A 22,183-nucleotide genomic window follows, 5' to 3' on the forward strand; every position below is an offset into this window, starting at 1 on the left:
GGCCCCACAATGGAGCTGTATGCAAGTTTTTCTGACGTCATGCATTTCTTTAAGCGAAACTGGGTCAAATTTCTTCTGGTCATCCTTCTGTTTGGTGTTGTGTGTGGATTGCTTCCCCTAAAGCTGGCCAAGTACACTTATACCACCAACAGCACCCTGACTATCAACTGCCAGCTGCCAGGAAATGCTTCCACTGATTTTCGTGAGCAGTACACCGGCATTCTCTACAACCGTGTGCAGTCCGTTCTGGTACAGTCCAATTCCAACAGCCTTGTGGAAAAAACGACCCAGCGTCTTGGCCTGAAAAAGGGCGAAATCAGCAAGATTACCGGTGAACAGATGAGAAGTGCGCCGGCCGTAAAGCTGACCGTGCAGACCACCAACGCGGACATGGCCGCAAAAATTGCCGACACTGCCGCCGATATTCTGGGAGAAGAAGTAGTTCAGCGGTTCCCCTCGCCGAAGCTTTCCGCTTTCATCAGCGATAGGGCAGTTCTGGTCGTCAGCCACTCCAAAAAATCTGCTATGATAAAATCCGGCATTCTGGGCCTTGCCTTTGGTTTTATTGTCTTCCTCTGTTACGGACTTATCCGTGTTCTTTCCAACCACTCTATCCGCAGCGGCAAAGGTTCTGCCGAACTGGTCGGCGCCAAATGCCTGGGTGAGATTCCACACGGTGACGGCAGAAAACAGGCGGATGCTTTCCGTGAACTGCGCACTGTGCTGCTGAACCAGACAAAAACTTCCAGGAGCCTGCTGATAGAGGACACCGGAAAGGACAGCGGTGCACCGCAGACCGCAGCTGGTCTTGCAGTTTCTTTGGCCCAAGCCGGACGCCGTGTTTTGGCTGTGGACGCTGACCTGCGCAGCCCACAGATGGCTGACCTTTTGGGCGTAAAGCCCGCACAGAACCTGCGGGACGTTCTGATAGGCCGCAGTACCCTGGCAGAAGCCGCAGAGGCGGTTCCGGATCATGACGGTCTGTTCCTTCTGGCAGGTGCTTCTGGAAAAGACGACCCAGCTGACCTTTTGGCCCGCAGTTTTCCCGCCGTGCTGAAGGAAGCTGAAACGCAGTATGACAGTGTGATTATCTGCGCACCGTCCCAGCCGGACTACCCGGACGCAGACAGCATTGCCGCCTTCCCGCAGGCCGTCCTTTGCACTGCAAAATATGGACAGACCTCCTTTTCCACAGCACGCAGCGCTGTCAGCGCTTCCGCAGACGTCGGCGGCAAAGTGGCTGGTTTTGTCGTAGTAGGCGCCTGACTGCAGCCAACTTGCCTTCCCTAGTTACACAAGGAGTTTGTTCCCCTGCGGCACCACCGAAGGAACGGGCAGGAAACTCTGCAGTTAAGGTTCCAAAACAACAGGCAGTTCTTTCCCTGCAGAGAAAACGATAAAGGCTTTACGAGGAGATCAGCAAATGGAACTCATGTATCTAACTTTTCAGGAAGATGCCCTTCTCTATGTCGGCGTCACCCGTAAGATACGTTCACAGGTCCACGCCTTCCAGCAGTTGGGGTATCATGTTACCTACTCCCTTTGGAAAGGCTGTGAATACCGCTTTGTTACAGAAAACGGGACTCAAATAAAAAAGCTTACCGGCGGCAGCGGAATGATGCATCAGCTTGCGGATGCTGCAAAAGAGTATTTGTCGCAGCATTCCTTTGACGTTTTGTACATGAGGTTGGACCGCATCAGTTTTGATGTTCTGGAAATCTGCAGAATTACGCGCCGGAACGGCACTAGACGCATTATTATCGAGCTGCCAAATTACCCCTATATTGCGGACTACATCAGCAGCGTCGACCATGTGCATCCTCTGACAAAGCGTGTTTCCGCCAAAGCCCATGTCCTTGCCTTTGCCGCGGAGGACCGTCTTTCCGCCTTGGGACTGAAAGGGCTTGTGGATGCCGTTGCCCTGATTGGCAACCCAAGCGACCATTTCTTTGGTGTAAAGGCAATCAATATCAGCAATGGGATTGATGTGAATGCCATGAAGCCGGTGCCACTGAAGTCCAGCCCGGACGAAATTGTTTTGATTGGAGTGGCAGGTACTCTTTGGTGGCAGGCATATGACCGCATTCTGGAAGGGATGTATCGCTATAAAAAGGCGGAACCACACCGCAAACCGCATATTCGGTTTATCATGGTGGGCGGCGACCCCAAGGAAATGCCGGACTTCCGTGCGCAAATCAGGAAATACGGCCTGCAGGAAGATGTGGAATGCCCCGGCTTTAAAACGGGAAAAGAGTTGGAAAACCTATACGCAAGGGCTGACCTTGGGGTTTCCAAACTGGGCTGCTACCGGCGGGGCCTGCAGGCCTGCTCTTCCCTAAAGGCACGCGAATACTGCGTGCAGGGTCTGCCTTTCATCTACACCTGTGAGGATTCCCTGGAAAAGGGAAACTCCGCTTTTGCCCTGCAGGTACCAAATGACCCTTCCCCCGTAGATATGAATATGGTCGTCAAATTTGTGCTGAACTGTCGGCAGCATCCGGAAATTACTGCCCAGGAACGTCAGTTTGCCATGGACCATTTTGATTGGAAAATGATTATGGAAAAGGTACTCCGCTTTGCGGGTGTTGCCGATGACTCAAACCATAAGGAGGACCCACACCAATGAAGCCGTATTTTCGCTTTTCGGATGTTTTACATTTTTACAAACGAAACTGGATAAAGTTTCTGCTGGTTGTTTTGCTGTGCGGCGTTTTGTGTGCCCTACTGCCACTGAAGCTGCACTCCATGTCCAGCACAGTCAACACCACCATTATGCTGAACTGCGAGCTTCCGGAAAACGCCAGCTCAGACTACCGCCTGCAGTACAACGGCATTGTCAGCTATCGGATAACTTCCGCCGTGGCGCAGGCCAGCTCCCATGACCTGATTGAAAAGACAACCAAACGTCTTGGCCTGCAGGAAGGGGAAATCCTCAAAATTACCGGTGAGCAGCAGCAGGGCGCACCGGCCGTGAAACTGACACTGGAAACAACAAACGCCGACATGGCCGAGAAGATTTCTGATACAGCTGCGGAGATTTTGTGCGACGAACTGGTTCAGCAGTATCCGTCGCCGAAGCTGACCGCTTTCATCAGCGACCCGGCCGCGGATATGCCGGAAACCCCCAAACTTGCCACAACAATCAAGGCCGGTGTCCTCGGCCTGGTGCTTGGTTTTATTCTGTTTGTATGCTATGGATTTATCCGTGTCCTTTCCCGCCGTTCTGTGTGTGACGGTAAAAAGGCCGCCGCCCTGCTGGGTGTGAAATGTCTGGGTGAAATCCCGCACGGTGACGGCAAACAGGCGGACGCTTTCCGCCGAATCCGCACCGTTCTGCTGAATCAGGCAGAACCTGCAAACAGTCTTCTGATAGAAGGCGCCAAGGACGGCGGCACCGCGCAAACCGCGGTGGGCCTTGCTGTTTCTCTGTCACAAGCCGGCCGCCGTGTGCTGGCGATAGATGCTGACCTGCGCAACCCGCAGATGGCCGGCCTGCTGGGCGTCAGCCCGACACAGAACCTGCGTGATGTTTTAGCTGGCCGCTGCACAATGGCAGAAGCCGTTGCAGCCGTGCCGAATCAGGATGGCCTGTTTCTGCTGGCCGGTGCAGCCGGTGATGAAAATCCGGCTGACCTGCTGGCCCGCAGTTTTCCCGCCGTACTAAAAGCGGCTGAAAGCAAATATGACAACATCATTATCTGTGCGCCATCTCAGCTGGATTACCCAGACGCAGACAGTATCGCCGCCTGCCCGCAAGCTGTCCTGCTCACTGCAAAATACAATGTGACGTCTTACAAAACCATGAACCGTGTTTTGCAGCGCACCGCCGGTGTCGGCGGCAAAACCGGCGGCTTCATTGTAATGGATGCATAAAGGACCTTCCACAGAATACACAGACATCCGCAGAAAGGTTTCACGTTTTCTGCGGATGTTTTTTCTGGCTTTCTTCGTCAATATCCAGTATAATAAACTGCAATCAGACAAATTTCTGCTTTTCCGGCGGCAGCAGAGCCGCCGAACTGGAGGTATCTATGGACTCTAAAAAGAAGACACTGCACCTGGGACGTACCACAAAACTGCTGCTTCTGACCGCAGCCATCACTGCTGGTATCGTATCCCTATTGTTTATCAACATCGGCCGTGCTTCCCGCAGCGGCAGCAGCCAGCCGCAGGTAACCAGCACGGTTGTAAAAGAAAAGGTACTCGGAATTCAGGAGCTTTCCACGGTTAAATATATGTACACCAATGTCGGGAAATTTTCACAATCCAATGCTCTTTACGGCTACACCGTTCCTTTTACTACCAAAAGTTTTTTGATTACCTATGATGGTACGATTAAGGCCGGACTGGATTTAAGCGCTGTACAGGTGCAGGTTTCGGACAACGCCGTCACCCTCACCCTGCCGCAGGCAAAAGTCCTGTCCCATGAAATTGATGAGAACAGCATTGAGGTTTACGATGAAACAAACAATATTTTTAACCCCATTCATGTAAAAGACTACACGACCTTCGCCGCAGGGGAAAAACACAAAATGGAGCAGAAAGCCGCCCAGCAGGGCCTTCTAAAAGAGGCTGATGCAAAGGCAAAAACCAGCCTGACACAGCTTTTGCAGGCAACAGCTGGAAACCGTAAAATTGCCTTCCGCCAGCAGTCCACGTCCTCTGCGTCGTCGGCCGCGTCCAGCAAAAAATAAAGCCCCGAGCCACAAAAAGTGGTTCAAGGCTCCTGTATGACGGCTGTCATTCTTTTTCACGCCATATCGTTTTAGTTATCCGCGTTCTTTTTGTCGTCCGCTTTCTGCTGAAAACGGCGGCTGCTGACTTCCACGCGGGTATGGTCGCCTGTTGCACAAACGCCCTTTTCATCTTCCGCTGTCAAGTGAAAACGGAAGGAGCGTCCCTCATGCTCTACAAGTTCCGCTGTAACGGTGATCGTCATGCCCAGAGGTGTCGGTGCAGTGTGGTCAATAGAAAGGGAGCATCCCACAGTCGTTTTGTTGGGAGCAAGATACCGCTGGGCCAGCTGTGCGGAGGCGTTCTCAAACAGCGCGCAGATGGACGGCGTTGCCAGTACAGACAGGGAACCGCTGCCGACATTGACTGCCAGCATATCTTTTGTTACTTCCTTTTTGATAATGGCTTTTTCATTCATTTGAATTTCCTCCATGAATATGCTATGATGAATTCGTTTTTGCATATCTTCATTTTACCAGAATTCTGTAAAAAGGCAATAGGGAACGCTTTTGCGGACAGCGTTTGTTGATTGGTTTTTCGAACCGGTCGTTTTAGGAGGTTTTTATGCAGTATCCAAAAGCAGTTCTGTTCGATTATGGTATGACTCTCTGTACAGAGCCCTCCCCCCGTATAAAAGAAGGCTACACCGCCGTTCTGCAGCACGCGGTTTACAACCCACACCATGTTACTGTGCCGCAGCTGTTTGCATTCGCGCAGAAAGCCAAGGCGGACCTCAACTGGGAAGTGCCGGAAGACGCACAGCCGCTGGAAACTTGGTACTTATCCCTGCAGCGCTATTTGCTGGAATCTTTCGATATTCAGCTGGATATTAATGACCTGCAGGCGGAGCAGCTATACTGGGATGTCTGTTCCCCCGCTACTCCCTCCCCCTACATAGAACAGGCCTTTTCCGCCCTGCAGCAGCATGGCATTCCTTTCGGCGTCGTAAGCAACCTTTGTTTTACCGGCGCTACATTGGAACGCCGCCTGCACGCCTGCTTTCCGCAGGACCCGTTCCGCTTCATTTTAGCCAGCAGTGAATATGCCTTCCGCAAGCCACAGCGGCGTTTTTTTGAGCTTGCACTGCATAAAATAGGGACATCCGCCGACGAAACCTGGTTCTGCGGCGATAACCCCGTCTGCGATATGGATGGTGCCGCAGGCGCTGGAATGCGGGCGTTTTGGTATCGTGTTCACAATGACTTTGACACCTGTATTCAGCCGAAACACCCCTGCAACCGCCTGACAGATTGGCGCCGTTTTGCCGCACTGCTGAACGCATCCAATCCCTAACACCCACGACGAAAGGAGCCAAACGACATGGAAACCGATAAAGAAAATAATCCGGAATTTGTCGAACACGCGCAGTCGAATACGTCGGGCCAGCAGGCCGGGAACTGCACTTGCGGTCAGCCGAACCCACAGGGCACACCGGGCCAGCAGGCCGGGAACTGCACCTGCGGTCAGCCGAACCCACAGGGCACACCGGACCAGCAGGCCGGGAACTGCACCTGCGGTCAGCCGAACCCACAGGGCACACCGGACCAGCAGGCCGGGAACTGCACCTGCGGTCAGCCGAACCCACAGGGCACACCGGACCAGCAGGCCGGGAACTGCACCTGCGGTCAGCCAAACCCACAGGACAGATATCACCCGCCCTACACTTACGGCGGACAATTCAATGGTACCATGGTCAACAAACCGCAGTTTCCCTTCGGACAAGTTGGCCGGCCGTTTGGTTATTTTGACGGCTGTTTTATACCGGGTAGTGCCACACCTATCCGCAGCCGTACCGCAACTGCCGTTCTCTGCCTGCTTTTGGGTCCATTCGGCATTCATAAATTCTATACCGGCCAGTGGGGCTGGGGCCTTGTTTCGCTGTTCCTGCTGATAACCCTCGGCTGGACCGGCTGGATATGGGGCATTCTCTACGCTGTTTCGCTTGCTGAATCTATTTTGCTTTTTACCATGTCCAATGAGGAATTCCAGAATAAATATCATATGCGGGCACAGTAGTCCGTATGTTTTCAAAAAAGCCTGCCCTCTTTAGGACAGGTTTTTTTGATGCCTCCGTTTCCATAAGTAAGCTGTCCTGCAGGAAAGCGGTTTATTCTTTCAGCGGAAAAAGCCGCGCGGAGGGCACCTGCGTGTACCTTGCGTTTCCTTCCGGATAATGGTATACTTTGAATATTATTAGAATACGAAAAAGAAGGACAAAACTGTATGAAATTAGGTATTGTGGGGCTGCCGAATGTTGGCAAAAGCACCCTTTTCAACGCAATCACCAATGCAGGTGCACAAAGCGCAAACTACCCTTTCTGCACCATTGAGCCAAACGTTGGCATTGTCGCAGTGCCGGACAAGCGTCTGGACAAGCTGGCGGAAATGTACCACCCGCAGAAATACACCCCTGCGACCGTAGAGTTCGTAGATATCGCCGGTCTGGTCAAGGGCGCCAGCAAAGGCGAGGGCTTAGGCAACAAATTTCTTGCAAATATTCGTGAAGTGGACGCCATTGTCCATGTGGTACGCTGTTTCGATAACGATGACATCGTCCATGTGGACGGCAGCATTGACCCCGTCCGCGACATCGACACCGTCAATGTGGAGCTGATTCTCTCGGATATCGAAGTGCTGGATCGCCGCATTGACAAGACGAAAAAGCAGCTGAAGGCCGACAAAAAGTTCCAGGAGGATCTGGACTTCTTTGAGCGTGTGAAAAAAGCCCTGAATGACGGTCTGCCTGCCCGCAGCATAGACTGCACCGAGGATGAAGCCGCCCTGCTGTCCACTGTAAACCTGCTGACCAGCAAGCCCGTCCTGTATGCCGCCAACATGAGTGAAGACGACTTTAAAAATGGCATTGAAAACAACCATTACTACAAAGCTGTAGAGGAAGTCGCCGCTAAAGAGCATGCCGGTGTACTGCCCATCTGCGCCGAAACAGAAGCGGAAATTGCCGGTATGGAACCGGACGAAAAGGCACTATTCCTCTCTGATATGGGACTGGAAGAATCCGGCCTGGACCGCTTTATCCGTGCGTCCTATTCTCTGCTGGGCCTCATCAGCTTCCTGACTGCCGGGGAGCCGGAAGTGCGCGCATGGACCATTCAGAAAGGCACCAAAGCACCGCAAGCCGCCGGCAAGATACACTCTGACTTTGAGCGCGGCTTTATCCGCGCCGAAGTCGTTCCCTATACGCAGTTGATTGACTGCGGCAGTATGGCCGCCGCCCGCGAAAAGGGACTGGTCCGCAGTGAGGGCAAAGATTATGTCATGCAGGACGGCGACGTGGTGCTGTTCCGCTTCAATGTCTAACCGGCTTTCATATTCTGCCGTAAAATGGGGATGATTTTGATATTCCCCTTTTCCCATACACAAAACCGTACGTCTATCTACTTTCATTCATTATTAAAGGAGGAAATCGTCATGGAATTCAAGGGAAGCAAAACCGAAGCAAATCTCGCCGCCGCATTCGCCGGCGAAAGTCAGGCCCGCAACAAGTATACCTACTATGCCAGCAAGGCTAAAAAAGATGGATACGAACAAATTGCCGCTATTTTCGAGGAAACGGCAAACAATGAAAAGGAACACGCAAAGCTCTGGTTTAAGCTGCTCCATGATGACAACGTCCCCGACACTGTCGCCAACCTTGCGGACGCCGCAGATGGTGAACATTATGAATGGACCGAAATGTATAAGGAATTTGCCGACACCGCCGACGCGGAAGGCTTTAAGGCGATTGCCGCCACCATGCGCCGTATTGCCAGTGTTGAAAAATCCCACGAAGAGCGCTACCGCAAACTGCTTGCCAACCTGAAAGAGGATATTGTCTTTCAGGATGACGACGAGAATACCGTGTGGGTATGCCGCAACTGCGGTTACATCTATGTCGGCAAGCAGGCACCGAAGGTTTGCCCTGCGTGCAAACATCCGCAGGCTTACTTCGAGCGCCGCGCAGAAAATTACTAAAAACAAAGTTCATACAAAAAAGAGAGGCGGGAAAATTCCCGCCTCTCTTTTTGTGTCCGTATATATATACGAGCTATGCCATATTCAGATACAACACTGCCGCCAGAATAAGCGCCATAAAAACCAGCATAAAAATATTCATCACACGGTCTGTTTTTCCTTTCCACCATTTTTTGAAGAGGATATATAGCCCTATCCCCAGCATACCGCCCACTGTGTTGTCCAGCAGATCCGTTACATCGGTTGTCCCCAGAGCAAAAACATACTGCAGCACTTCATATACCAGACTGAGCGAAAAACACAGCGCCGTCTTTTTTGCAAATGACCATGACGGCTTCAGCATTTTTAAAAAGATTCCCAGTGGAATAAAGATAAAAACATTCCCCAAAATTTCAGCAAGATTTAACCTGCCGTCAGGCAAAAAAGACGCTCCAAACGGAATAAGATTGATGTGCTGGTAACGGTAAAACATTGAAAGAGAAAACGACAGCTTAAATAGAACCAGCCACGTCAGCATTGCCAAATAAATGACCAATAGAACTTTTGTCAGTGTCCTTTGTTTTCGGTTTTCCATTGTTTCCCTGCTTTCTTTTCTTTTCGGGCAGCACGCATACAGCGAAAAAAGCCGCGCAGCACCTCTGCGCATTCTTCCCCCAAAAGGCCCTGTTCCACCTTTGGGTGATGATTGTACGGACAGGAAAACAAATCGATAACAGAGCCGCAGGAACCGGTCTTCGGGTCCTTTGCGCCATATACCAGCCGTGGAATACGGGCGTTAATGATGGCACCGGCACACATGGGACACGGCTCCAGCGTAACATAAAGCGTACACTGCCACAGCCGCCAGCCACCCAGCACCCGGCAGCCCTTGTCAATCGCCGCCAGTTCCGCATGGTACAGCGCATTTTTCCCCGTTTCCCGCCGGTTTTTTCCCTCGGCGATAATTTCGCCATCCTTCGTCAGCACAGCACCAACCGGCACTTCTCCCTCATCGGCGGCCTCCTGTGCCAGCTGCAGAGCACGGCGCATACATTCTTCATCTGTCATCTGGACTGCATCAGCACATAAATGCTGCTCCCTACACCGTACAGCAGCATCAATAGGCCTCCGGCTGTGGTAGCCATTCCGCGCATTCGCTGCCACTGGGAAGTCAGCATCCGGTCCGCCGGAATCCGCAGCTTTTTCATGGAACCTTTTCCTTCCACCGCCAGGCGGACCACAACTGCAGCCACTGCCGCCACAAAACATATCACAAAATAAGCAATAGTAAACTGCTGCTGGACCGTCTGCCCCATATTTTCCTGCAATAAGGCACCGACCGAAGCCATGCCATTATTGAACATATGCAGCACAATGCACGGTAAAATGCTTTCTGTACGCACCCGCAGATAACCGAACAAAATGCCAATCAGCACAGCAAACACAAACTGCGCCACATTCCCGTGGTACAGCCCAAACAACAGGGCAGATACCACAATGGCAAACCAGTTACCCCAGCGGCGCAGGCATCCCAGCACCGCACCGCGGAACAGAACCTCTTCTACCAGCGGCGGAATGAGTGTCCCATACAGGAAGTACAGCACCTGTGTAAAAGCAGTGTGGTCCAGCGGCATATTGGGGATTTCACCGGAAAAGCCAAAGACCTGTTCCAGCGCTTCCACCAAAGAAACAGGAAGATTGCAGGCCAGCATCAACCCCATGCCAAAAACATACAAAAACAGCATATCTCTGCCGCTCAGACCGGCCTGAGCGGGTCGACGGAAAGGCAGGAACTCCTCCGTTGGCCGCCCACAAAAGCATACGTACAATATCGGTACCAGCGCCAGCAGCAAATACCCAACGCAGTCACCCAAATACTGCAGTGACATACTGGCTCCAGCGGGCAAAGAAAAAGCTAAAAGGACCTGCACCACTGCCGTAACGCTGATAGAGCCAAGCGTCAGCCAGCTGGCTGTATTCACCGCCCTGCCAGCACCGCGGCGCTCCTGCCACACAAGCATCCAGCGGGGATCATTTTGTACAGGCATTTGATAACGATAGTCCATAAATATTTGATTCCTTTCTGCTCCGCCGCAAAGGCGTAACTTTATTTTAGTATACCATATCCACCTGTGTTTGAAAATCCAGCTTTCAACTTTTGTTTGTTTATGATAATCCAAGAAAGAAAAACGTTAATTTCTGCAAAACCTCCGGAAAGAAATGTTATCATGTCCCAGAAACAATCCACTGCTGACCTTGGTAACGACAGCGTCGGCAAACTGATGCTGCGCCTGTCCCTGCCCGCCATCGCCGCGCAGGTCGTCAATATGCTTTACAATATGGTGGACCGCGTGTATATCGGTCACATTCCCAACATTGGCGCGGCCGCCCTAACGGGTGTCGGCGTCAGTTTCCCTATTCTGATTTTAATTGCCGCCTTCAGTGCGCTCATTGGCCTTGGCGGCGCACCCCGTGCCTCCATTGAAATGGGAAGAGGTAACCGCGAAAACGCGGAAAAGATTCTTGGCAACTGTTTTATTATGCTCCTTATGTGCGCTGCCGTGCTGACGGTTGTATTCTTTTTCTTCAGCCGCCCTCTGCTGCTACTGTTTGGCGCCAGCGACATCACCCTGCCTTATGGCCTAAGCTATCTGCACATTTACGTTCTGGGCACAGTATTTGTCCTCATTTCAGTAGGCCTGAATGCTTTCATCTCCGCGCAGGGCGCAGCAGCCGTTGCCATGAAAACCACTCTGATTGGCGCAGTACTGAATATTATCCTGGACCCGCTGTTTATCTTTACCTTCGGTATGGGTGTACAGGGTGCTGCGGTGGCAACCGTCATTTCTCAGGCAGTCAGCGCGGTATGGGTGCTGCGCTTTCTGTTCGGCGAAAAAACGGCCCTGCGCCTGCGGCGTGAAAACTTTAAACTTCAGCGCAAGGTTCTCATGCCGGTTCTAGCGCTGGGCTTGTCGCCATTTATTATGCAGTCTACTGAAAGCCTTCTGAACATCTGCTTCAATTCATCGCTGCAGCATTTTGGGGGCGACACGGCCGTTGGTGCCATGTCCATTCTCTCCACACTGATGCAGATGGTATGCCTGCCGCTGCAGGGGCTGACCATAGGTGCACAGCCAATCATCAGCTACAACTACGGCGCACAGAAATACGACCGCGTACGCAAGGCGCTCCGCATGCTGCTTGTTTCTTCTATCATTTTTACGACGGCGTGCTGGGCATGCAGCTTTTCCCATCGGTTTTTGTTGGAATATTTACAAATGACCAGATACTGACCAAAACAACCATATGGGCTTCCCATATCTACCTTGCCGCCCTTTTTATGGTGGGCATTCAGATGTCCTGCCAGCAAAGTTTTCTGGCACTGGGGCAGGCAAAACAGAGCCTGCTGCTGGCACTGCTGCGGAAAATCATTCTCTTAATTCCATTTATCTATATTCTGCCGCATTTCTTTACTGACAAAGTTTTTGCTGTCTTTCTGGCGGAGCCAGTGTCCGACACACTCGCCGCATGCATTACATTCTTCACTTTCTTCACCTGGTTCCGGCACACATTTGAAAAAGCGCCGGCCTGTAAAAAATAAGTTCTTTATTTGACGCATCGCCTGTAAACGGGCGGTGCCGCTTTTTTTTGCAGAGAATGGATTTCTTTGCTACACTGTTAAGCAGCAAAAAGTACTGTTCTGCAGGATACGCTTCAGCTGGCCATTCCATTGAACCTTGTTCTTTCCTTGTGTCTGATTGGCGGCGCATCATTTAAAACTTTAGCAGTTCTTAGGAAGTTTCGTTGGTGAAACCCATGGCGGTCGGCGCCAACGTCAGTATTAGCGCCAAAATCAATACAGCCGCCACCACCGGCACCGTCAACTCCATGCACGGCAGCCGCACTCCGCTCGGCGGCTTCGGCTGCATCGTCCGTTTGAATGGAAATATGGCATCTGCATTTTTCGTCCAGCTCCTGCTGAGTCAATTCCTCCAGCACATGGCCTTTGTGCAGTAAATATAGCGGGCAGCCGTCTGATACAGTTCACTTAGGATATGGCTTGACACGAGAATGGTGATACCTTGCCCACGGTTTAGCCATTTCATAAATTCCCGATCCGGGCAGACGGATTTTAATTTTCGCCTCAGATTGCTGATATGGGTATTGACTGCTATTCGCTGATTTTTCGCTTTCATGAATTTTTTGTGTCTACAGCTTGCACTTTACAAAAAGACAAGCTATGATAAGGCATATTAGAGTTTGTTTTTATGGGAGGGTATTACATTGAAAACAAGAAAAATCGGCGTCATCGGCCTTGGTCATGTGGGCGCACACGTAATGTACAGCCTAGCCGTGCAGGGAATTGCGGACGATCTGGTGCTGGTGGATGCAGACCAGAAGAAAGCCACCAGCGAATGCCAGGATTTGACGGACAGCATTGCCTATCTGCCCCACCGTGTACGTGCTTCCGTTGGAGATTTCAGTGACCTTGGCGACTGCGACCTCATTATTAACTGTATCGGTAAAATTGAACTGCTGCACGGCAGCATGAACCGTGTACTGGAAATGGGCTTCACCATTCCCGCTGTCAACGGTTATGTGGACAAAATGAAAGCATCCGGCTTTAACGGCATTCTTATCAACATTACGAACCCCTGCGACATTGTCACACGTCAGCTTGCGCTTGGTCTTGGTCTGCCCCGCGGCCATGTTTTTGGCACCGGCACCGGGCTGGACACTTCCCGCCTGCTGTCCGTTCTTGCACAGCAGACAGGCATCGACCAAAAATCCATTACCGCCTATATGATGGGCGAGCATGGTGTCAAACAGTTTTCGCCGTGGTCCTGTGTATCGTTCCGCGGCCGTTCGCTGGACGACTGGGCAAAAGAGGACGAACGTTTCCGCTTTGACCGTGACGCCATGCAGCAGGCCGCCATTCATTCCGGCTGGGTTACATTCTCCGGAAAATGGTGCACTGAATATGCCATCGCCACCACTGCCGCGCGCATGGCAAGCATTGTCCTGCACGACGAGAAAGCGATTATGCCGGCCAGCTGTGAGCTGTGCGGTGAGTACGGCGAAAGCGGCCTGTTTGCCGGTGTACCGGCCGTCATCGGCAAGGACGGCATTGAGCAGATTTTAGAGTTGCCGCTGACCGATGCTGAAAAAGCGACTTTCCACGAATGCTGCAACGGTATCCGTAAAAATATGGAACAGCTAAAAGACCTTTGCTGATAAAAAGCAACAAAAAGGACTGTCCTCAGTGTGGACAGCCCTTTTTTCTTCCCTCGTGTTTTATTTCAATTCGGCAATGGTTACACCGCTTTCGCCCTCGCCGTAAGTACCCAGCCGATAGCGTTTTACATTGGGGTGACGTTTCAGATGCTCCTGCACCGCTTTGCGCAGGACACCTGTCCCTTTGCCATGGATAATCGTGACCTGTGTCAAATTGCTGCGGGCGGCGTGGTCCAGAAACAGGTCCACATTGGCAATGGCCTCGTCCGCCGTTTGCCCACGCAAGTCAAGCTCTGAAGGCGCCGCTGCGCTGGAAAAGCGATGGGATACCGTACGGGTGCGGCGGCGTTCCGCCTTCCGCTTTTCCGCGTCGCTGACCAGCTGCAAATTTTCCACATCTGTTTTGGTCTTGATGACACCGGCCTGTACCACCACATGCTTGCCATCCGCAGAAACCTCCACCACAGATGCCGGACGGTCTAAATCCACCAACCGTACTGTGTCACCTACCCGCAGCGGCCGCGGCAGCTGACCGCCACGGCGGCGGCGCTTCTGCACCGGGTCCGCGGTTTCTTCCATTTTGCGTAAATCCGCGTTCAGCTTTGCCTTCTGTTCTGCGGTAATTTGTTTGTTCTTCTGTTTCTTCAGTTCTTCCAGCTCATTGAGGAGAAGGTCTGACTGTCCGCGCGTGCGGGAAACCAGAAGGCTGGCCTGTTCACGGGCACGGTCCATTTCCTTCTGTGCGTTTTCTTCCAGCTCCGCTTTTTCTTTTTCGGCGCTTTCCAGTGCCTTCTTTGCCTCCAGCAGGTCACGCTGTACCTCTGCCCGCTCATCTTCCAGTGAACGGCGGGATTCCTCCAGCTTGCTGACAACATCCTCAAAACGGGTGTTTTCCTGCGAAACCAGCTGCTGCGCATTCTCCACAACGGACGCTTTCATCCCTAAGCGGCGGGAAATGGCAAACGCGTTGCTGCGTCCCGGCACGCCAATCAGCAACCGATAGGTTGGCTGCAGTGTCGCCACGTCAAACTCGCAGGAGCCATTCTGTACCCCGGGGGTATCCAGCGCATACGCTTTCAGCTCCGCATAATGCGTTGTCGCGGCAATGCGGGCACCCTGCTGTCGCAGTTGTTCCAAAATAGAGGTCGCCAGTGCCGCACCCTCTACCGGGTCCGTGCCGGCGCCCAGTTCGTCCAGCAGCACCAAACTTTTCCCGTCTGCCTCCTGCATAATGCGGATAATATTGGTCATATGCGCGGAAAATGTGGACAGGTTCTGTTCAATAGACTGTTCATCGCCGATGTCCGCCAATACACGGTCAAAAACTGAAAGTCTGCTGCCGTCCGAAACCGGCACCAGCAAGCCACACTCTGCCATAAGCGTCAGCAGACCGATGGTTTTCAGCGTAACGGTTTTGCCGCCGGTATTGGGGCCAGTAATAACCAATGTATCAAAATCTGTGCCGAGCCGTATGTCCGTAGCAACCACCTTTTTGGGATCAATCAGCGGATGGCGGGCGTGCTTCAGATCCAATTCCCCGCAGTCGTTCATCTCCGGCAGTGTTGCTTTCATCTTATAGCCGAGGCTGGCTTTCGCAAAAATCAGGTCCAGCTCCGCGGCATACTGGCAGCTGTGAATGATGCTGTCCGCAAAAGAGCCGGCTTCCGCCGAAAGTTCCTGCAAAATGCGGTCAATTTCGTTCTTTTCGTCGTTTTGCAGGACACGCACTTCATTGTTGGCTTCCACAACCGCCATTGGCTCCACAAATACGGTGGCACCGCTGCTGGATGAATCATGCACCAGCCCGGACACTTCACCGCGGAACTCCGCCTTCACCGGCACAACATACCGGCCAGAACGCTGGGTAACGATTGGGTCCTGCAAAAACTTCTGATAATATGGCGAGTGGACCATTTTGTCCAGTTTTTCACGGGCACGGGTGCTTGCCGCGCGGATTTTGCGGCGAATGGCGGCCAATGCCGGTGAAGCATTGTCGTTCATTTCTTCTTCGGTCGCAATGGCACCGTAAATTTTTTCTTCCAAATATTTATTGGTAACAATGCAGTTAAAGCGGTCATCCAGTGTCGTTTTGATTCCTGCGCTTTTGCTGCGCCAGTCACTCACGGCACGCAGGCAGCGCAGAACGCCCGCTATGCGCAGCAATTCCCCCATGTTCAGCACACCGCCGGAGGAGGCGCGGCGCAGCGGATTGGCCACATCGTGCAGTCCGCCGAAAGCCGGTGAACCGAACTTTGCCATCAGTCCGTACGCATCCCATGTTTCCTGCAGCAGGCGCTGCACACTGGAAAGGTCCTCCAGCGGGCACAGCTGCTCCGCCATATCTGCCGCCGCGTCGCTGGCGGTTTCCTGCTTCAACAGATGCAGAATCTTGTCCAATTCCAACGCATGAAAGTGGTGTTTCGTCTGTTGGTCCATGTCTTCCCTCTGTTTCTATGATATTGATTTTTATTCTATGTGAAATACAAAAAATTTTCTGTCGTTACGCGGGAGGCTGCACCACGGTATGGTAAAAGTCCAATGTACGGAAGTGATATTCAATCCGATCCAATAGGTATTCCTCACTGGCGCGCGCCAGCTCCTGCTGCCCCTGCTCCCCCAATGTAAACGAAAAGAGTTTCGGAAGGTCGGCATACACGGTGTGGCGCAGAGCGGTCAGTGCCCCTTTGTGCAGGGCTATCCCGTCCTGCCGTCCGTTTTTCTGCCGGCAGCTGGGGCACAGCAGTTCGCCCTGCAGCGGGTAAAAGTACATGATGCTGTCCTCATACTTCCGGCACTGGGCACAGCCGATAAGGTCCGGCATATAGCCCGCCAGGCTCAGCATACGCATCTCGGTGGCGGCCTTTACAACCGGCAGCGGCCGTCCGCCGCGGCACAGCCGCCGGAACGCACACAGCAGCAGCCGCAGAAAATCCGCCGCTTTTTCGCTGTCCTCCTGCGGAGCCAGCTCTCCCGCTAGTTCGCAAAAATACTGTGCCAACGAAAGACGGCCGATATCCTGCCGCAGCTCAAAAAAAACTTCCAGCGGCTGGGCGTCATCTATGATATATTTATCTTTTCCGCAGAATAGCAAAATCCGCGCATAGCAGAAAAGCTGAGTGGCCGAAACCAGGCTGCTTTTTGCCGCGCGGCTGTTGCGTGCAAAGGCGCGCACGACCCCGCGGTCGCGCGTCAGGACCGTTACCAGACGGTCACGCTCCCCTACATTGGAGACCCGGATGACAACTCCCTGTGTCTGTACCCGCATCCGGCTGCTCCTCTCCTTTGCTGTTCTCTGCCCTGCACTGGGCATAGCGTAGATAATCCTGTACGCTGCCCGTTTGTACAAAGCAGGACCAGGCTGTATTTTCGTCCATTGCGGCTCACTCCTTTTCCCGTGTGCTCTGATTTTCAAGCACATACGCTTATCACCAGTATGCGCACCAGCGGGAACGGTTATGAGTGGCAAATAAAAGAATTTTCGACACCTTTCGGCAGACATTCGCCCGCCGTTTATGGTAAAATACGCTGCAAAAGTTTACTGCAGAAGGTCCTTGGTATTAAAACCAAAGCTGCGCAGCGCAGCCTCTTTGTTGCGCCAATTTGGCTTTACCTGCACCTGCAGCTGCAGGTTTACTTTAATGCCGTAAAAATGTTCCAGTTCCTGGCGAGCCTGCGTGCCGATTTCCCGAATCATGCGGCCACCTTTGCCGATGATGATTCCCTTATGGTTTTCACGCTCACAGTAAATGTCCGCGTCAACGTCCAGGCAGGAACCGTCTTCCCGTTCTTTCAGATGTGTGACCACGACAGCAACGCCGTGCGGCACTTCTTTGTCCAACAGACGCAGCATTTTCTCCCGCACAAATTCGCCGGCCAGCACACGTTCCGGCTGGTCCGTCAGGGTATCGTCCGGGAACAGGTGTCCGCCCGGCTGGCTCAGTTTTTTCAATTCAGCCTTTAGGTCCTGTACACCATCGCCGGTGCGCGCCGAAACCGGCACGACCGCCGCAAAGGGGTACTTTCCGCTCAGCTCGGTAATCTGCGGAATTAACCGTGTCTTATCCTGCAGCAGGTCAATTTTATTGATGCATAAAACCGCCGGCAGCTTCAGCCCCCGAAACCGTTCCAGCAGGTCCTTGTCCGCCGGAGAAATGCCGGTACCGGCTTCCACCACCAGCAAAGCCGCATCCACACCCGCAACGGAGGAAGTCACGCTTTTCACCATGTATTCGCCCAGCCTGTCCCGTGGCTTTAAAAGCCCGGGGGTGTCCAGAAAGACCAGCTGGTCCGGCCCTTCTGTCAGCACGCCCATAATACGGGTGCGTGTTGTCTGCGGCTTTCGGCTGACAATAGCCACTTTCTGGCCAAGCATCCGGTTCATCAGCGAACTTTTGCCGACATTTGGTCTGCCGACAATGGCGAAAAAAGCTGATTTTTCATTTTTCTTGTTTTTTGGCATAAAGTACCTCTTGTTGTCTGCCGTATTCCGGCAGGAAAATTTCGTTTCCACCCTGCTATTTTCTGCGGAAAAATGCACGCAGCTTGTCCGCCAGCAGTTTCGGGCCAAGGTGCACATAAAGGACAGCCGCGGCTGCCGAAAGCGCCAGCAGTACCAGTAGCAGCGGTCGGCCGCACAGCCACCAGAACCCTGCCGCGATGCAGGTGGGCTTTCCAAACAGAAAAATGCCCACTCCGGCGGCAAAGCAGGCATTGATCAGCACCGCTCCCGCCGCAATATCCTTAACACGGCGCACGCTGCTGCTATAGGCGGTGTTTTCCGCGTCACAGGCAGCCTCGACCGCTGTATTAAAAACCTCGGCCGCACAGACACTGCCAATCGCCAACAGCAGCACCGCATATTCCATCCACCCAAACTGAAAGAACGGTGAAAACAGAAGTGTATAAAAAGCGGCTACCGTGTGAAACCGCATGTGACGTTCCTGATTGATGCAGAAAAGGATTCCCCGCCCGGCAGCGCGCAGGCTTTTCAGTAAATGCACTTTGTCATTCCCACGCTTTCTTCTTCCCTCCAGCAGGCCGGCTGCCCGTACGGGGAGTTAGATATCGTCCTCGTCCAGCACATAGCTGCTGCTGCTTGGCAGCCCCAGCTCCGCCATGACCTGCTCTTCTTTTTCACGCATATGCACACGCTGAATACCCTCTTCATGGTCATAACCCAGAAGGTGCAGCATGCTGTGGGCAGTCAGATAGCCGACCTCCCGTTCCAAACCGTGACCATAGCGCTCCGCCTGCTCCACTGCTTTTTCCATGGAGATAACAATATCCCCGAGGATCTTTGCCCCATTGGAGTAATCTGTATCATATACGCCGTCCTCGCCCATCGGAAAACTGAGCACATCGGTCGGTGCGTCCACGTCGCGGTACTGTTTGTTCAGCTTGTGTATCTGGTCGTTATCAACAAAGATTACACTGATTTCAGCGGACTCTGTAAAATGTTCCATACGCAGGACTGCATTGCAGCAGCGGCGCACCAGCATACGCAGCCCGGTCGGAATTTTGACTGCCTTTTGACGATTATCTATCATGACTCGAATTTTTTCCATGATTCGTATTGGCCTCCTCATATTTTTCGTATGCCTTTATAATTTCCTGTACCAATTTATGGCGCACAACATCGCGGCCGGTAAACTGGACCTGCGCAATGTCCGGTACACCGCGCAGAATTTTTGTAACCTGTTTCAGGCCGCTTTTTTGGCCGTCCGGCAGGTCTATCTGTGTAATATCACCGGTAATGACCATGCGGCTGTTAAAGCCAAGACGCGTGAGGAACATTTTCATTTGCTCCGACGTTGTGTTCTGTGCTTCGTCCAGAATAATAAAGCTGTCGTCCAGCGTACGCCCGCGCATATAGGCGAGCGGCGCAACTTCGATATTGCCGCGCTCCACATAGCGCTGATACGTTTCCGTCCCCAGCATATCGAACAGGGCATCATACAGCGGCCGCAGGTAGGGGTCTACCTTCTGCTGAAGGTCACCCGGCAGGAAGCCTAGCTTTTCGCCGGCCTCCACCGCGGGGCGTGTCAGAATGATGCGCTGAACCTGCTGTGCACGGAAAGCCGTGACCGCCATTGCCACCGCCAAATAGGTCTTTCCGGTACCGGCAGGCCCTACACCAATGGTAATTGTGTTCTTTGCAATCGCGGCGCAGTAGCGTTTCTGCCCCAGTGTTTTCGGCTTAATGGGTTTTCCCTTGCAGGTAACGCAGATGCAGTCCCCCGCCAGCGCCTGCACTTTTTCCTCTGCGCCGTCATTGACTAAACTCATGCAGTAACGCACATTCTGTTCGGTCAGCGTTTCTCCACGGTTAATCAGTGACAAAAGGCTGTTGACCGCACGCACAGCACGCTCCACACCCTCCGGCTCGCCGGAAACCTTAATTTCACTGTCCCGCGCAACAACCGACACACCATATTCTTTTTCGAGAAGCCGGATGTTTTCGTCCATGCTGCCAAACAGCGCGGACGCCTGTTCCATCCGGTCTATAGGTATCCTTTTTTCAAACAAATACTTCACCTGATGCTTATCGAATAATCAAATGCGGTATCTCAAAAAGCCGCATTTTTTAGTATAATCAAACAAAATAGCTGTTAAAATACATTTATATTATCATACCACAGAACACAAGCCGCGTCACTAGGTTTTCTGCAAGTTTTTTGTGTGTAAAATGCCAAAAAAACAAATTTTTCCGCTGTACCGGAGCAGAAAATTCCACGCCTGCATTTTCCCCCTACGCGGGCGAACCATCCGCGGCGATTTTTACTTCTTTAGCGATATTTTCCCGACAGGTCAGCTTTCGTATAACCGTGATGCCTGTTTTGTCCTCTTTCACGGTATCGCGGTGCTGTACCACCTTGGCACCGGGCAGGTCTGTTTTCTCTTTTACGGCCAGCATTTTTACCGCTTCCGCCTCCGCCTGCCGGCGCGTACGCTTTTCTACTGTCTGTCGGACCGGTGTCAGCACCTCCCGTGTTACAGTGAGCGGCAGTTCCTTTCCGCACAGATGAACGGCGGTCCGCTCACCGGAACGCTGCACTTTCCCTTTCGGCGGCAGCTGCATGGAAAGCGGCAGCTGTACCCCAAAAACCGACAGTGCCCGCCGCTCAACAGACGGGCCGGCAGGCTCCCAGTGCTGTATGGCAAACGGCATCTGCACCGTCAATGTATGCGATGTCTGCGCGATAACGGTGCCGGCAGCATGATACAATGCCATAAATTTTTCATCTTTATTTTCCACCACCGGCGAAACCAGCAGCTGTCCCGGGGAAACGCCGTCACCTACCTGCACTTTGGCAGTCCCCGCATGGATATGCATTTCTACAACAACGCCGCTTTGCACCGCCTGCAGCTGATACCAACCCCTTTGGTCCGTAACCGGCGGCTGTTCATCTTTTTCCGTCAGCTGTACATACACATCTCCGCCATGGTCGTTGACACTAACCCAGCTGATGTTTGGGAACTTCTCCATTAGGCGCGTCTGCACCGCCCGCGCGGAAAATCCGCGTTTTGCACAGCCGGGCGCAATACCCTGCTGCTGCAGCGCCGACCGAATATCTTTTTCCGGAATGCTTTTGCAGCCGGAGATTTCCACAGTCCAAAAAAATTGTCCCAGCCCCAGCAGCACCACACAAAACAGCGCCGCACCCGCCGCCAGCCCCGGCCGGCCGCGCAGATGTGCAATTTTCAGCGGCAGACCGCACCGCCGCTGGACCCGCAGACGCACATGTGCCTGTCGGGCCGGCTTGCGAAGCACGCGGTACTGACCCGCCCGCACGCAGGCAGTCATTCCCTTCTTTCCCGGACGCACCTGCCAAAGATGAATGCCCGCCCGCGTACAGCAGTTTAAAAAAATTTCACCTCCATGGGGAGATACAATGCGGAACCGTACCCAGCCCATCAGCCAGCGCATCAGTTTCATGGCTGCTCCCCTCCATTCTCCGGCAGCGGCGTCAGCAGTTCCCCGCGTGCGGCGTAAGCTATTTCCGTAATGTATCCGGAAACAATTAACGAATGCTGTTCCAAACTGTGCAGCGTCAGCCCGCGCCCGACAAACCGCAGCACCCCGTGTCCGTAACGAATGCATACTACGTTTTGGGTATATTCCAGTACTCCGCCGCAGCCGTCCACGGTTGCTTCCCTGTTCCCGGCAAGTTCCAATTTCTCACCGGACTGCACCAGCAGTGACGGTTTTTCCGGCAGCCGCATCACTTTCCGCCTCCTTTTTCAACCATTTATCAGAATATTG

General features: G+C 52.9%; 22 protein-coding genes and 1 pseudogene. 11 read left to right on the forward strand and 12 right to left on the reverse strand.

Translation table 11 applies throughout. From position 1 onward, the window contains the following. Positions 1–9 precede the first annotated feature (9 nt). The 4 genes from ACIHKT_RS09560 (at position 10) to ACIHKT_RS09575 (ending at position 4,694) form a co-directional block, all read left to right on the forward strand. Positions 10–1,266 (forward strand): polysaccharide biosynthesis tyrosine autokinase, encoded by a 1,257-nt coding sequence (locus tag ACIHKT_RS09560; protein WP_086036701.1) that lies wholly within the window; start codon positions 10–12, stop codon positions 1,264–1,266. A 157-nt stretch (positions 1,267–1,423) separates the two neighbouring features. Then, entirely contained in the window at positions 1,424–2,626 is a 1,203-nt protein-coding gene (locus ACIHKT_RS09565; protein WP_404352434.1) for a glycosyltransferase, read from the forward strand. After that, positions 2,623–3,873 carry a polysaccharide biosynthesis tyrosine autokinase gene (locus ACIHKT_RS09570; RefSeq protein ID WP_174193584.1) on the forward strand — a complete coding sequence of 417 codons (1,251 nt, stop codon included), beginning with the start codon at positions 2,623–2,625 and terminating at the stop codon, positions 3,871–3,873. Before ACIHKT_RS09565 ends, ACIHKT_RS09570 begins: the two co-directional genes overlap by 4 nt. 158 nt (positions 3,874–4,031) lie before the next feature. Continuing rightward, entirely contained in the window at positions 4,032–4,694 is a 663-nt protein-coding gene (locus ACIHKT_RS09575) for a DUF4230 domain-containing protein (protein WP_086036704.1), read from the forward strand. Between the two features lie 71 nt (positions 4,695–4,765). Here ACIHKT_RS09575 and ACIHKT_RS09580 read toward each other — a convergent pair whose 3' ends face one another. Beyond that, on the reverse strand, positions 4,766–5,152 hold the full coding sequence (locus tag ACIHKT_RS09580; RefSeq protein WP_157658997.1) for a thioesterase family protein: 387 nt from the start codon (positions 5,150–5,152) through the stop codon (positions 4,766–4,768). 146 nt (positions 5,153–5,298) lie between these two features. Here ACIHKT_RS09580 and ACIHKT_RS09585 point away from each other — a divergent pair, with 146 nt between their 5' ends. From ACIHKT_RS09585 to rbr, 4 genes are all read left to right on the forward strand, one after another. Then, positions 5,299–6,027, forward strand: coding sequence for an HAD family hydrolase (locus ACIHKT_RS09585; RefSeq protein ID WP_086036706.1), 729 nt, complete (start codon positions 5,299–5,301; stop codon positions 6,025–6,027). Between the two features lie 27 nt (positions 6,028–6,054). Further along, entirely contained in the window at positions 6,055–6,750 is a 696-nt protein-coding gene (locus ACIHKT_RS09590) for a TM2 domain-containing protein (RefSeq protein ID WP_404352437.1), read from the forward strand. 207 nt (positions 6,751–6,957) lie between these two features. After that, complete coding sequence (ychF, locus tag ACIHKT_RS09595) at positions 6,958–8,052, forward strand: redox-regulated ATPase YchF (RefSeq protein ID WP_086036708.1); 1,095 nt, start codon at positions 6,958–6,960, stop codon at positions 8,050–8,052. Between the two features lie 111 nt (positions 8,053–8,163). After that, the gene (rbr, locus tag ACIHKT_RS09600) at positions 8,164–8,706 is read left to right on the forward strand and encodes a rubrerythrin (RefSeq protein ID WP_086036709.1); all 543 of its coding nucleotides are present in this window, start codon (positions 8,164–8,166) and stop codon (positions 8,704–8,706) included. A 73-nt stretch (positions 8,707–8,779) separates the two neighbouring features. Here rbr and ACIHKT_RS09605 read toward each other — a convergent pair whose 3' ends face one another. From ACIHKT_RS09605 to ACIHKT_RS09615, 3 genes are read right to left on the reverse strand one after another with little or no spacing between them, the layout of a single operon-like run. Next, positions 8,780–9,280 carry a VanZ family protein gene (locus tag ACIHKT_RS09605; RefSeq protein ID WP_157658999.1) on the reverse strand — a complete coding sequence of 167 codons (501 nt, stop codon included), beginning with the start codon at positions 9,278–9,280 and terminating at the stop codon, positions 8,780–8,782. After that, entirely contained in the window at positions 9,253–9,753 is a 501-nt protein-coding gene (gene tadA / locus ACIHKT_RS09610) for a tRNA adenosine(34) deaminase TadA (protein WP_086036711.1), read from the reverse strand. The genes ACIHKT_RS09605 and tadA overlap by 28 nt, the downstream gene beginning before the upstream one ends. Further along, on the reverse strand, positions 9,750–10,751 hold the full coding sequence (locus ACIHKT_RS09615; RefSeq protein WP_404352440.1) for a lysostaphin resistance A-like protein: 1,002 nt from the start codon (positions 10,749–10,751) through the stop codon (positions 9,750–9,752). Before ACIHKT_RS09615 ends, tadA begins: the two co-directional genes overlap by 4 nt. A gap of 162 nt (positions 10,752–10,913) precedes the next feature. Between ACIHKT_RS09615 and ACIHKT_RS09620 the strand changes: the two are divergent. The 3 genes and pseudogenes from ACIHKT_RS09620 (at position 10,914) to ACIHKT_RS09630 (ending at position 13,920) form a co-directional block, all read left to right on the forward strand. After that, positions 10,914–12,286, forward strand: a pseudogene (locus ACIHKT_RS09620) (MATE family efflux transporter). Positions 12,287–12,492: 206 nt separating this feature from the next. Next, positions 12,493–12,702: a hypothetical protein gene (locus tag ACIHKT_RS09625; RefSeq protein ID WP_086036713.1), complete on the forward strand. Its 210-nt coding sequence runs from the start codon at positions 12,493–12,495 to the stop codon at positions 12,700–12,702. A gap of 267 nt (positions 12,703–12,969) precedes the next feature. Continuing rightward, on the forward strand, positions 12,970–13,920 hold the full coding sequence (locus ACIHKT_RS09630; protein ID WP_086036714.1) for an L-lactate dehydrogenase: 951 nt from the start codon (positions 12,970–12,972) through the stop codon (positions 13,918–13,920). A gap of 60 nt (positions 13,921–13,980) precedes the next feature. On the opposite strand, the gene ACIHKT_RS09635 is transcribed toward ACIHKT_RS09630, so the two are convergent. The 8 genes from ACIHKT_RS09635 to ACIHKT_RS09670 all read right to left on the reverse strand — a co-directional run bounded on the left by ACIHKT_RS09635 (position 13,981) and on the right by ACIHKT_RS09670 (position 22,143). Continuing rightward, entirely contained in the window at positions 13,981–16,356 is a 2,376-nt protein-coding gene (locus ACIHKT_RS09635; protein ID WP_086036715.1) for an endonuclease MutS2, read from the reverse strand. A gap of 64 nt (positions 16,357–16,420) precedes the next feature. Next, complete coding sequence (gene recO, locus ACIHKT_RS09640) at positions 16,421–17,185, reverse strand: DNA repair protein RecO (RefSeq protein WP_086036716.1); 765 nt, start codon at positions 17,183–17,185, stop codon at positions 16,421–16,423. Between the two features lie 270 nt (positions 17,186–17,455). After that, on the reverse strand, positions 17,456–18,379 hold the full coding sequence (gene era / locus ACIHKT_RS09645; RefSeq protein WP_086036907.1) for a GTPase Era: 924 nt from the start codon (positions 18,377–18,379) through the stop codon (positions 17,456–17,458). 55 nt (positions 18,380–18,434) lie between these two features. Next, on the reverse strand, positions 18,435–18,920 hold the full coding sequence (locus tag ACIHKT_RS09650; protein ID WP_086036717.1) for a diacylglycerol kinase family protein: 486 nt from the start codon (positions 18,918–18,920) through the stop codon (positions 18,435–18,437). Between the two features lie 57 nt (positions 18,921–18,977). Then, on the reverse strand, positions 18,978–19,484 hold the full coding sequence (ybeY, locus tag ACIHKT_RS09655; RefSeq protein WP_174403057.1) for an rRNA maturation RNase YbeY: 507 nt from the start codon (positions 19,482–19,484) through the stop codon (positions 18,978–18,980). Continuing rightward, positions 19,456–20,445, reverse strand: coding sequence for a PhoH family protein (locus ACIHKT_RS09660; RefSeq protein WP_086036719.1), 990 nt, complete (start codon positions 20,443–20,445; stop codon positions 19,456–19,458). The genes ybeY and ACIHKT_RS09660 overlap by 29 nt, the downstream gene beginning before the upstream one ends. A gap of 223 nt (positions 20,446–20,668) precedes the next feature. Then, entirely contained in the window at positions 20,669–21,856 is a 1,188-nt protein-coding gene (locus tag ACIHKT_RS09665) for a sporulation protein YqfD (protein ID WP_157659000.1), read from the reverse strand. Beyond that, on the reverse strand, positions 21,853–22,143 hold the full coding sequence (locus ACIHKT_RS09670) for a YabP/YqfC family sporulation protein (RefSeq protein WP_086036721.1): 291 nt from the start codon (positions 22,141–22,143) through the stop codon (positions 21,853–21,855). The genes ACIHKT_RS09665 and ACIHKT_RS09670 overlap by 4 nt, the downstream gene beginning before the upstream one ends. Positions 22,144–22,183: the final 40 nt, after the last annotated feature.

The sequence above is a fragment of the Caproicibacterium sp. XB2 genome (assembly GCF_044880635.1).
Taxonomy (GTDB): domain Bacteria; phylum Bacillota; class Clostridia; order Oscillospirales; family Acutalibacteraceae; genus Caproicibacterium; species Caproicibacterium lactatifermentans.